This window comes from Verrucomicrobiota bacterium (assembly GCA_039192515.1).
Classification (GTDB): Bacteria; Verrucomicrobiota; Verrucomicrobiia; order Methylacidiphilales; family JBCCWR01; genus JBCCWR01.
In genome coordinates, this window is record JBCCXA010000060.1 from 1 (window position 1) to 12,439 (window position 12,439).

Genomic DNA, 12,439 nt, shown 5'->3' on the forward strand with positions numbered 1-12,439 from the left:
AGCAATTCTCATTAGCTAACTTTGTATTTTAAACAAATTTACTACCCTAACTAAACCTTGGTGCGACTATGACAAAAAGGTCTTTCGGGTTATCAAGTTATCTTGCAAGAGTTAGCTATCTCTAAACCCAACCTGGGTCCCACGAGTTGATCGTGGGACCCAGGTTGGGTTAATGCATTTCAATCCTTATTTGGCCCATAGGCCTAGGTTATCCAGGAAGAGATCATCTTGATCATTGCTGGCATCACAGAGAAAACGAACTCGCGTTTTCTTGGTTAACTCACACCCTTTGATCACTAGGGATTCGAGGTAGAGAGTTGCAGCCAAAAGTCTGTATCTCCTACACAAGCCCCTGATCTATACTAAGACTTAATCAAACTCCACGGTGAGTTCCTTCATAAGCCACCGACTTATGGATGCTCCGATTGAACCCGAGCATCAGGAGAAGGAGTAGTCGAAAGATGGCGGTCGTCCTTCTCTGATCTTACAACACTCTTTCTCTCATTCTCTGGCTCTTTTGTCTCATTCCGTGAGTTCTTCCTCTACCACGCTAAAGTTCCTCTCTGCGTCATCCCACGGCTTGACCATGAAAGCGAAAAACGATTTGTGCGGAACACCATACCGCTTAGATCAGGGCCAGTGTATGGGAATCAAAGCCAGGAAATTTTGTGCAAAGGACCCTGCCCTTGGACCAGAAGATGCATAGTGCCGGTGTTGATTCTTACCCCTGGACCCTCCGATCTAGTCGGAGGATCAACAAAGCCATCTTCTCAAGCTGATGAATGAGTAAGCCTGAAAGTCACAAAGTAGGTTACGGGCGGGAGGAGGCAAAGGGGGAAATCTAAGACTAGCAAAACCCGAATGATCCACTAGATACAGAAAGATCTGTGCAAGGTTTTGGTCTCAAGAAAGATAGAATTTTCTAGAGGTATCATCCATTTGAGACCCATTTCTCTAATCTATCCGGATTTAAAAACCTCCCGCCACCAGGCGGGAGGTTGATCAACGAGAGAAGAGATGGAACTACCCATCAATTTGGAGAAAAAAGATCTTATTCAATCTCAGGCTGCTCTGTTCCTGCGACTATCGGTAAAAGCTTATCAGCCAAGCGATTGAGCTTATCCATACTAAATGGCTTCGCCATGTATGCCTCACCTTGTAAATCTTGCTCATTGAGGACTACTTCTTCTTCATCTGAGATTGTTCCAGACATGAAGACGACGGGGACGTGAGCGGTTGATTCCTGTTCTCGAATAAACTTAAAAACTTGGTCGCCGTTAATATCTGGCAACATGAGATCTAAGACGATGAGCTTAGGCACAACACTCTTTAGCAAATTGATGCCCTGCTGCCCGGTGGCGGCTGTCAAAACAGCATAGCCATGATCTTCGAGCAACTTTCTAACGGTTCTAAGAACCAACTTATCATCATCAACTACAAGCGATAATTTGGGACGATCATCCGTTGCCAATTCTTGTAGTGTGTTTTCAAGGCTATTCTTCCAACTATCGGAAGCACCTTTTTGTACTTGTTGTATGTTACTTAAAATATCCCTATTCATAATAAATATATACCCCTTCCTATAAGGGAGTCGGCACGTCCCGTTATAACTTTAATAAAAAGACGCTTCTCACCTTAAATACAAAGATAATCCCGACCATCAATACCATATTCTATATTAATTAGGACTTTTTTATAATATTAAAAACCAAATACCCGGTGCTTATACGGAAATAGACCCTACTTTGCACCGGATGACCTATGCGAACCACACTAGTTGGCAACACCCACTTTGGGTGCACGCACTTCCATGACGGCACGCTGAGATTCTAGGCGCCCTAGAAGTTCTTCAGACTTTGCGGAAATGTCTTCTAGCTGGAGTAAGAAGGCCCGAGTGGACTGATCATTTTTGAGACCTTCATGCGCCAATAGAGCCTTAAGTGAATCACGGCGTAGCTTCATCAACGAACGCAAAGAACCGATCTGCATTCGGACTCTTTCCATATTCATGACTGTACCAGAAGCAACTTTCTGCATATTGTCAGCCCTTTTTTGGGCTTGCTGATAAGCTCCCGCAACCATCTTGTTCTCATTCTTAAAGACTTCAATTTGTTCCGCCAAACGTTTGGCTTCATCTTGCATGCGTCGATTTTCATCAGCTAGCATACGGTTTTCGGAGGCAAAGACTTGGGTTTTTTCTTGGAGCCGACTCTTGATTGCTTCGCTTTCTTTGCGATATCGAGTGAATTCATTAGCTAACATTTCATTCTCACGCTTGAAGACATCTAGCATACCTTTTAGGTCTGCTTCTTTGCTCTTACTTTCAGCCAGCTGGGTAAGTGCATCGTGAAATTGGCTGCGCAATGATTCAATTGTCTCATCAAAGGCTACTTCCTTGAGGCTTTTGCGTGGCATACCGGCAAAGGGGTCCGGATTGTCAATTTTTTCAGCCTTTCTTATTTCCATATTGTGGTCGGATTCTGGTTTTGAATTATCCGTGATAAGCATCGGCTGACTTACCCCCGCTTTAAGCGTGCCATCTGTAACCACTTCAGGTTCCGCTGCTTCTTGTTGCCTGTCTGCTTCCGTCGGTTGCCCCTTGGGATGTTGCGCTTGAGCACCTGATTCTGGACCCACTCGAAACTCCAATTCGGTGATAATCTCCTTAACGTTATTGAGGCGATACCTGACCACACTGGATTCCCATTGAGGGTAATTTTCTTGGAGGTTTTTTAGATTAAGCTCAACTTGATAATAAAGATCTAAAGCCCCTTTCATCTCACCGCGCTGTTCCAATGATTCAGCCTCCTGGGTCATGAGATAAACTTTGAAGAAAGTCGTTTGCGCAACCTCCGCGGCTTGCAATGCACTGACCGAAATAAGCATGAAACTAGCAGCTAACCCCCATCGTATTTTTAAATTTTTCATAGATAACCTCATTTCCTGTGGAAGGCCTGCTTGCTAGAAGAATCTCAATCACTTCATACCCCTATCATTGGGCATAACTTCTCCGAATATCAGGCACTAACACTTCATTTAATTTATATTAGAGCTATCGGTTTAATATTTTTAAATATTAGAGTCTATGAATGCCCTTGACACTTTATGTCCTATCATTGTCAACCACGAGACACGTATTTACCTCAAAGCGGCACCATACTATTGAGTGAGTGGTTGAGGAATGTTAGCAAATAATAATTAATTAGCGGCGACGTGTTGGATCTTTATAGAGACCAATCTCTTCATCGCTCAATCGATCATTTACTTCTCTTCGTTGATCCAACTGATTCTGCCTAGCAAGTGCTCCTTCGAGTTCCACTTCCCGCTCTGGTTGCGTTGCGGGTCTTTCTTGCAAGCGACTAGGTGTCACATCGGCTTGACGCCTTACTACTTCCCTATCTACTAACTGATTAGAATCTGGCCTAGGCCGTTTTTCTAGAATGGCTCTTTCATTTGATTGAGCGAAAGCAGACTGAGGATCATTAAAACCAACTTGTGCTATAGGTGCCATAATACAAAGTATATCGACTTTTTAGCATGGCGCATTCTAGGAACCGCTCTTTTTTGCATTTAGAAAAATACAGCGGCACAATTTTCCGAAAGGCCGTATATGACTCCAAGCTGCAGCTTGCCAAAAAAGGAAAATTCTACTTTTTTACCTTCTTACCAGCCCAGCTATAGAAGATTCCTGCGGCAACTAAGAGCAGAGGGAGAAACCCATACAAACTGGCCGCAAACACTTGGTCCTCTTCAGCAGTCATATCTTGTCGCTTGAGAACCTCCAGCAAGATCATGTATACAAGGCTAAGCACTCCAAAACCCAAATTTAAAGCGAGTCCCTTAAAACTCAAAACTGTTGCACGATGTTTTGAGTCCACCTCTTTGTTCAGGTAATGAGACACAAAAAAACTGACCAGAGAAAAACCAATGGCCAAGGGAATCATAAAGAGAATACCCCAGTAAGGAATGGCGAAACTCAAACCCAGAAAGCCAAAGAGCATAGCAAGGGTTACCACCAGCATATTCCACTTGAGGCTAAAACGCCCAATAAGCCATTTCCCCAGGGATGCGGTGATAATCCCTAAAACGGCTATACAAGATCCTATGACTCCGAATACCGCTTCCGGGTATTCAATGAGCCGGTAATACTGGCTACCCAATGTATAAAACAAGCGTGCTATACTATCGTGCAAAAGAGCAAAGAGAATAATCACCACGACTATTGGCATCTTGAAAGCCCAGCCTGCCGCATTCCAAATTTGCTGGTATGCTTCTCTGACCGATGCTCTTTGACTCGGGCATAAGCTGGAAAGCTCCTTCATGGAGATAGTAGAAATGAATGCTAATATTGCCGTCACAAGAGTCGCGTAAATAGGGAATCGCAGTGCATCCTCAGATGTGCAAGAAAATCCCGACCACGACAACAACTTATTCATCCACCCAGCATCATATAGAAGCGCTCCAAACATCATGGCAAAGAAAAAGCCTATCGATTGCCACCGTGTTAATTTGGCTAAAACTTCTGGCCACCTCTTTTCTCGTTCAGCCTCAGTAAATGAGTCATAAGCTAGTGCTTCATCAGCACCACTAGCCAAAGCTTCCGCAATACCACTTAGCACGCGATTAAGAAGAATAACGGCAAAAACCAGTGTGTTGTTGCCCAATGGCAAAACAATCAATAACACCATCTCGACAACCATCAACATGGAGGCCATAACTAAAAGTCTTTTACGTCCTATTAAGTCTGCCAAAGCGCCGGAAGGAACCTCACAAGCAACAATGGCTATCGCCCACACAACATTTGTAATGGCAAACTGTTCAATAGTTAGCCCGTAGTCTAAAAATAAAATGGCGAAAACGGGATAGTAGAAGCGAACATTGAAACAGATTCGAAAGGCAATAAATAACCAAACATTGCGTGGGAGGTTAGATAAAGTTGCCATAGAGTCGGGCCATCCCAGCATCCCAACTCACACCCGTCAATCTTTTCAGTTATGACCGGAGCTTAGCCACTCTCTCACTAACGTCTCCAATATATCTAAAGGTAGAGCTCCGTTACTTAGCACAAGATCGTGAAACGCTTTTAGGTCGAAATGATCTCCTAGAGATTCTTCTGCTAAATGGCGCAGTTCCCACATTTTTAATTCCCCAATTTTGTAAGACAGCGCTTGACCAGGCCAGACGAGATAGCGGTCCACCTCTACCTCAATTTCCTGCAAAGACTTTGGCGTGTATTTAAGAAAGTAATCAATGGCCTGCTGTCGCTCCCAACTCATTTCGTGCATACCGGTATCGACCACCAAACGCACTGCTCGCCATATTTCATAGCCTAGCCTTCCAAACTCTGATGCATCTGTTTCATAAAAACCCATTTCCTTACCCAATTTTTCACAATACAATGCCCATCCTTCACCATAAGCTGTGAACCAAGTATTTTTTAATAGGTCATGTTTGTGTTCCAATTCTTCAGCCAAGGCTAACTGAAAGTGATGCCCTGGCACCGCCTCATGAATGGCTAACGCTTCCATTCCCCATCTTGGATGGTTACGGAGGTTATGACCATTTACATAAAACACTCCTGCCCTAGCTGCTTTTAGTGAACCAGAGCTAAAATATGCTAGAGGAGCAGATTTCTCAGCATGTTCTGGAATCAACTCGATTCCATAGGGGAGTCTCGGCATCACACCAAAAAAACCCACCACCTTCGCATCAATCTTCTTACATAGTGCTCTATACTCTTTTAATAACTCTTCCTTAGAGTTACAGAAATACCGCTCCTCCTTGTACAGACTTTCCGCATAAGCCTGGACTTTATCATGCCCATTGCGTTTCGCTAAAGTTTTCATTTCCTGGTAAATCCGATCTACTTCTTGAATCCCAATCTGATGAATTTGATCAGGCGTTAAGTCTGTGGTGGTCATAGATTTCACTAAGTGGGCATACCAGTCCCTACCATTAGGCAAATGCAAGATACCTACATCAGTCCTACATTTTGGTATATATTCATTCGTGAGATAAGTATACAAGTCTGAGTAGGCTTCTTTTACCGGCCCCAAGAGTAATGACTTCGCTTTGCTTAGGACCTGTTCACTCTCTTGTTGTGAAAGCGCCTCATCCACTCTGCGAAAAGGCACCCAGAGCGGATTCAACGCCCACTCCTCCGTCAGATAAATCGCTACCTGTTCAGGGACCGACTGCATCACCACTTGGGGTGGAGTGAACCCTTGCATCAGCCCTTCTTTCATGAGCTCGATGTACTGCCGAATCAGAGCTGGAAGTTTCTCTAGTCGTGAGAGAATACGCTGATAATCTTGCAGATTATTCTTTGGCATGATCTTTAGCACTCGAGCTGGACTGTGTTGCACACCAGTCAATTGGCTGATGGGCATCAATTCCCAGGGAAATGCTTGCCCGGCAATCCTCTTTTCATACTGAGCTCTGAGTATCGCAAATTCTAGACGCTCCGAATTGCTGAGCGGCAGATGGTCAAAACTTTCAATTTTATCATTCCAAGCCTTATTCTTTTTTTGGCGTGCTCGTATTGCTTCTAATGATTGGTCCGTCCAACGATCATTTCCTTCTGAAAAACCATGATACGTCCCTGATTCAGGATAGACATCCAATTGCCATGCCCAAATGCGATCCATTAATTCTCGCAATAATAAATCATCCTTTTGGGTTGTGGCGTCACAAGCTATAAAAAACAAAAAAACAGCTAAACCAAACCTTTGAACCAACTGACTCACTCTGCCCCTGCTTTTTAGATGCCTTGCTCTGTCTCTCATGACAATAGAGTATTATCTTTCTTTCTAAGCACAACAAGTCATACCTAGGATATATGTCAGCATACGATACAGCCATCATCGGCGCAGGACATAACGGTCTTATCTGCGCTTGTTACCTAGCTAAAGCAGGTCACCGCGTCGCTATAGTCGAGCGCAGACCTGAAGTTGGCGGAGCTGTATGCACCAAGGATGATCTCATCCCGGGTTACAAAATCGATGTAGGATCATCAGTGCATATCATGATTCACTTAACACCTATTCTTAAAGATCTGGAGCTAGAAAGTCGTTTCGGACTGGAGTATATCGAAATGGACCCATGGGCCTACTATCCTATCCTTGGCACGAAAAAGGGCATCCATTTTTATAAGGACATCGACCAAACCTGTGAAAGTATTGCTACCCTTTCCAAAGAGGATGCCCAAACATATAAACAATTTGTAAAACGCTGGACTGAATTAAATGAAGGTGTCTTTGAAACTTTTTTAAAACCGCCTACACCGGGAAAAATTTTTGGCACCATGCTCAAGCGTAATATTTTGCGCCCCCATTCACGCCGGCTCTGGAGCAGCTTGGACACTGCCCGACAACTCATGGCCCCTTATGGACAGGTCATTAAAGAAACTTTTAAAAATGACCACCTCAGGGCAGCCCTGCTATGGCTTTCCGCTCAATCTGGACCTACACCTGATGAAGTCGCATCAGGAGATATGCTAGGCTGGAATGCCATGATCCATCGCTCAGGAGCAAAACGAGCAAAAGGCGGCTCTGGCATGCTCTCAGTGGCGCTCGAACAATGCCTGAAACACTACGCTGGCGATGTCATTACAGGGGCTACGGTCACGTCATTACGTCAATCAGGCGACGCCTGGGCTATAAATTATCTGCACTCCTCTAATCCTGATCAAGTATCACAAATCCAAGCCAAGCGAGTAGTCTCCGCTTGCCATATCCAAACATTGTTTAAAATGCTCAAAGATGAACCCAGTTGCCCAAGTAAATTATCTAAACGCATCGACCAACTCAGAGTTGGCAATGGCTTTGGAATGATCGTTCGCCACGCTGTTGAGGAATTGCCCATGTATGGCAGCGATGAAATATCTCCCAGCAGAGCATGCGCTTACCACAGTGCCATGCAACTCCTTTGCCCTTCAGAATCATACCTTCGCAGCTCTCTTCATACCTATGCACAAGGGCTACCCCCCCAAGACCCATCGGTAGTTGCCATGACATTTAGCGCTATCGACCCTACACTTGCGCCCCCGGACAAACACACCCTTTTCACTTGGGCACAGTATCACCCCTATGAACTGAGCAACCAAGAAAACTGGGATGACATCAAGGAACGGGAGGCAGATAAGCTATATGATCTCGTCTGCCGCTATGCTCCAAACATGAAAAACAAAATGATCGACCGCTACATTCAAACCCCTCTAGACATAGAGCGCCTACACGGTCTACTACGGGCTAATGTGATGCACCTCGAGATGAGTCTTGATCAGATGTTCTTTTTTCGCCCCTTGCCTGAACTAGCGGATTACAAGACACCTATGAAAAATTTATTTCTCACTGGCTCGAGCACGCATCCTGGTGGTGGAGTTTTTGGAGCAAGTGGCTACAATACCGCACAGACCGTGCTAAGCTCTTCCCGGTAGAACAATGAGCCCTTAGCCTGTTGTGAGAATGTTGGCCATATTCGTGGCACTCTCGATTTCTTTCTCAAGGTCAATACCCATGAGAACCTCTTTGTCCTCAATCAGATCCGTTAACTCCGCCCACTCATTACCGGCGTAGTATGTATCGAGCTCGTCAATATCTAGTCCTTCATCAATGACTCTCAGGGAGAGATCTGCTAAATGTTCTGCAGATAGCCCAGCCCTTGCATACAACTCTACGTTAATAACGTCATCCACTCGGCTCAGATCACTGTGGTGATAATAAATACCCATGGCAACATCATAAGGGAAACGCCATTTCAAGCACAGCACACCTGCTACGTGAGCATGAGTAAAATGTAGAACCGACTTCTCTGCCAGATCTTTAGCATGTCCAGAGTCTATGAGACCTGCTATTTCGGCATACTGTTCCGGCAAATATTCCATTATCAATAGGCTCCCCGTATCGTTCAAAATACCCGAGATAAAACCAAAGTTCTTATTTCCCAAAGCTGCCTTCAATAATTTCTCTGTTAGCTGTGCCTTGAGAACCGCGCGCCTCCAAAAGTCCATCCAGTTTACTTCTATAGTGAAGTTCCGGAAACTGCTTGCCACAGTATCCGCATAAACAATTTTGCGAATTTCCTTTAGGCCTATCCTGTAAAAGGCATCCTCAAAACTTCGTGTTTCCTCTCCTCTCGTATAGAGAGCCGTTCGGCTCATTCTGACGATTTTCAAATTTAAACCAGGATCCATTTTGATGCACTCCGCTAAGCTTTCCAGCTCTGTATTCGGATCCATAATAAGTTGCATCAACTTGTGGTCTGTAAAAGCCGCGCGAGGAATTTTGCTGTCGCCAAACAGTGCTTCTGCCATTTTATCCCGATGCAGACGGTTATTTGCATTGCTAGGCAAATGTGCCAGGATTTTTTCCAGCGGCATACTGGCCTCGTAAGAGACCGGTTCCGCTGATTCATCTAGGTTGCTCATGGCTTTTTTTCTTATCTTTGTGTGACTGCAGATATCTCAAATGTTTGCATTTTCAAGCTGACTTCCCTAACTCTTAGTGATCATGGGTAACGCTACTAGAACGACACTCGTTGTTTTAACTATCATCGTCCTCATATTGGCTGGCTTTTACTTTTTTTATGACAGCTACCAAAAAAAATCAGCACTCGCGGATAAAACACAACAAATTGAGAAACTAGAAGCACAGGTTAATGCACTAACCAGCTCGCTGGATGACCTGACTATCCAGAATCAGGAACTGGACGAGCTATTAAGTGGAGAAAAGGATCGGGCAGAAGAAGCAGCTCGACAGACCGAGATCCTTAAAGCTCGCGGAGCGCGCCTACAAAAAGCTGTCTCTGATACACAAAGCAGGCTTTCCAAAGAACGCTCCCTTTATCAGGAGCAAAGAAAGAAATTGCTCGATGAAATGCAAAAGAGCAAAAGTGCGAAGTCCACCCTTGAAGATAAATTAAAGGAAGCGATCGCTAGCAAAGACGTCATTATTTCTAATCTCAAAGGAAAGCTTACGGTAAATGTGGCTAGTAAGATCCTTTTTAAATCTGGGTCTTCGGATCTGATTCCCGAGGGAAAACAAGTCTTGGATAAGCTCGCCCTAGCACTTGAAGATGAAGACGACCAAATCGTGCAAATTGAAGGGCATACAGATAATGTTCCCATCAGCTCCACGCGATTTCCTTCCAACTGGGATCTATCCGCGAGTCGAGCGATCGCCGCAGTTCGTTACTTAAATGATGTTTGTAGCATCCCAGCCGATCGATTGTCTGCGGTTGCCTATGGACAACACCGCCCTATCGCTCCAAATGATACAAAAGAAAACCGTGCAAAAAATCGCCGCATTGAAATTATCTTAAGTCCCGGAGTCGAGAAAGTGATCGCAGAATAAGGACACTCAAACATTTGCTAGAGGAGATGAGAGGGCGAGAACCCTCTGCGTTAGGGTATGAGAACCTATACCACAACCATCTAAGAACGAAAGATGTGGCATTTTCGCTGGTAAATTAGGATCACCCATAATGAAAGCCGTCCCATCGATCAGCTTCCTTTTCCATACGCAGCCGAATAGTAAGTGACCATGAAACAACCATCTCCCGGCACAGAAGAGCGCATTGCCAAGATGACCTTGCACCTATTTACCCTCACTATATTAAAAAAGTTGAAAAGAGGGGCCGGATCCAAAAGGAACTTCACAAAGTCATCCAATGACTTACGGGTTACGATGAAAAACGGTTGCAATCTCTGATTGTTGATGAAGTGACTTTCGAGAGCTTCTTCAAAAAATGTAAACTCAGTCCGAACGCACACCTCATTAAAGGCAGTATTTGTGGCTATAGAGTCGAAGAGTTGCAAAGTCCATTGATTCAAAAGGTCAGGTACCTAGACAAGCTGGTCGACGAGCTAACCAAGGGGAAAAAGATGGGAGAAATACTACGCGCCAATAAATAGTTCGGCATGACTTAAAGACTAACGATACAAATCAGCTCATAATCATATGCTGGAGCATAGGGGTTGAATTCTTGCTGATAATTGTTGGACCAAAACCCTCATTGCTCTGTACGAGGATTTGGGCTAGCTTCGGGTGATTAACTTTAGGAAAATTTGATAGAATTTTTTATGTCAGGTTTTTTTCGACAATCTCGTTGGGCAAAAGTTTATGCAATCTGATATGACATGGCAATATGATGAGTTTAAACAAGTCGGAAAAGATTACGGAAAACAGTCGGAAGTCGATGCCTACGAACCCAGTCACTCCAGGTTTAGGGATATAGAAAAAGAGTGCCGAGAGATTATCCACAGAGTCCAGCTATCCTCTCGCGACATTTTAGCGGATTTTGGATGTGGGACAGGTGTGCTTGCTCGGTTAGCCTCAGATATATGCAGCCATGTTTACGCAGTAGATGTATCTCTTACCATGCTCCATTATGCTAAAAGCAAGTCTAGTAACGACAACATTACATTTTGTCATGCCGGATATCTTTCATACGAGCATTCTGGAGATTCACCGACAGTGATTACCTCATCACTCTCTTTTCATCATCTGCCTGATTTTTGGAAAGGAATCGCTTTGCAAAGGCTGCATACATTACTTGCTCCGAAAGGAAAATTCTTTTTAGTAGATGTTATTCTCGATGATAAAAATCCCATTCAGGAGATATCATCATTTATAGATAAACAAACGAAACTTGGAGGCGATTTCCTTAGGGAGGATGCAGAAAGTCACTTCAGAGAAGAGTTTTCAACCTATGATTGGGTTATCGATGGTTTGTTAGATAGAACAGGATTTCATGTGGTAGAGAAAAATAAGTTTGATGGCATTATCGCCGCATACCTATGCGAAAAAATTTAGACTACGATCGCTATGGTGTAGCGAAGCACACGAGTCACAACAAGCACCCGAACTAATGGCTTGCTTTCCATTACTAATAGTCTAGTTGTTACGTTAATTTATGGTTACTGGTCACTACACAGAGTTATATGCTTTGGCATATACCAAGCAAAAGAGACGATAATGCGTGCGAAATTTAAGACATTAGGTACAATCGCGCTTTCAGTAGTTATTGCGTCATTGTCTCATGCTGGAGCGCCTGCCCCAAATAGCAAAGATCTCGAAGAAGTCATTGAGGAGATCAGTTATGTAGAGACCCAACAACCTGGAATCATCCTCAGCGGATATGTCGATGCAGGATACATCTACAACTTCACCTCCGGCACGCTGGGCCACCGTTGGCTGGGTGACGATGCCAATGCCGAAGGCGACTTCAACCTCAATCAAATGAAGCTCGTCCTTGAGAGGCCTCTGACCGATGACAACGAACTTCAGGCTGGATTCCGCACCGATGTGATCGTTGGCGAGGATGCCGCATCCTTCACCTCCAACCCCGCAGGCAGTCCCGATGGCGACACTCTCTACCTGCAACAAGCATTTGCACAGCTCCGCTTACCTATAGGAAACGGCTTGGATGTCATCATTGG

The 12,439-nt window shown here is 44.4% G+C and carries 11 protein-coding genes and 1 pseudogene; 5 read left to right on the forward strand and 7 right to left on the reverse strand.

Annotated elements, in window-relative coordinates:
- Positions 1-186: 186 nt before the first annotated feature.
- From AAGA18_15215 to AAGA18_15240, 6 genes are all read right to left on the reverse strand, one after another.
- Complete coding sequence (locus tag AAGA18_15215) at positions 187-327, reverse strand: hypothetical protein (GenBank protein ID MEM9446691.1); 141 nt, start codon at positions 325-327, stop codon at positions 187-189.
- A 724-nt stretch (positions 328-1,051) separates the two neighbouring features.
- Positions 1,052-1,561 (reverse strand): response regulator, encoded by a 510-nt coding sequence (locus AAGA18_15220; protein ID MEM9446692.1) that lies wholly within the window; start codon positions 1,559-1,561, stop codon positions 1,052-1,054.
- Positions 1,562-1,773: 212 nt separating this feature from the next.
- Positions 1,774-2,928, reverse strand: coding sequence for a hypothetical protein (locus AAGA18_15225; protein ID MEM9446693.1), 1,155 nt, complete (start codon positions 2,926-2,928; stop codon positions 1,774-1,776).
- A 274-nt stretch (positions 2,929-3,202) separates the two neighbouring features.
- Positions 3,203-3,511, reverse strand: coding sequence for a hypothetical protein (locus tag AAGA18_15230; GenBank protein ID MEM9446694.1), 309 nt, complete (start codon positions 3,509-3,511; stop codon positions 3,203-3,205).
- Between the two features lie 136 nt (positions 3,512-3,647).
- Positions 3,648-4,943 (reverse strand): MFS transporter, encoded by a 1,296-nt coding sequence (locus AAGA18_15235; GenBank protein MEM9446695.1) that lies wholly within the window; start codon positions 4,941-4,943, stop codon positions 3,648-3,650.
- 45 nt (positions 4,944-4,988) lie between these two features.
- A complete protein-coding gene (locus AAGA18_15240) occupies positions 4,989-6,785 on the reverse strand; it encodes a DUF885 domain-containing protein (GenBank protein ID MEM9446696.1) in 1,797 nt (598 codons plus the stop codon).
- 53 nt (positions 6,786-6,838) lie between these two features.
- Here AAGA18_15240 and AAGA18_15245 point away from each other — a divergent pair, with 53 nt between their 5' ends.
- The gene (locus AAGA18_15245) at positions 6,839-8,437 is read left to right on the forward strand and encodes an NAD(P)/FAD-dependent oxidoreductase (GenBank protein ID MEM9446697.1); all 1,599 of its coding nucleotides are present in this window, start codon (positions 6,839-6,841) and stop codon (positions 8,435-8,437) included.
- 12 nt (positions 8,438-8,449) lie between these two features.
- Here AAGA18_15245 and AAGA18_15250 read toward each other — a convergent pair whose 3' ends face one another.
- Entirely contained in the window at positions 8,450-9,427 is a 978-nt protein-coding gene (locus tag AAGA18_15250) for an HDOD domain-containing protein (GenBank protein ID MEM9446698.1), read from the reverse strand.
- A gap of 82 nt (positions 9,428-9,509) precedes the next feature.
- Here AAGA18_15250 and AAGA18_15255 point away from each other — a divergent pair, with 82 nt between their 5' ends.
- The 4 genes and pseudogenes from AAGA18_15255 to AAGA18_15270 form a co-directional block, all read left to right on the forward strand.
- Positions 9,510-10,352, forward strand: coding sequence for an OmpA family protein (locus AAGA18_15255; protein ID MEM9446699.1), 843 nt, complete (start codon positions 9,510-9,512; stop codon positions 10,350-10,352).
- Positions 10,353-10,552: 200 nt separating this feature from the next.
- Positions 10,553-10,912: pseudogene (locus AAGA18_15260) on the forward strand (DUF2200 domain-containing protein).
- Positions 10,913-11,120: 208 nt separating this feature from the next.
- On the forward strand, positions 11,121-11,813 hold the full coding sequence (locus tag AAGA18_15265; protein MEM9446700.1) for a class I SAM-dependent methyltransferase: 693 nt from the start codon (positions 11,121-11,123) through the stop codon (positions 11,811-11,813).
- A gap of 162 nt (positions 11,814-11,975) precedes the next feature.
- On the forward strand, positions 11,976-12,439 hold a 464-nt coding region (locus AAGA18_15270; GenBank protein ID MEM9446701.1), incomplete at its 3' end, for an outer membrane beta-barrel protein.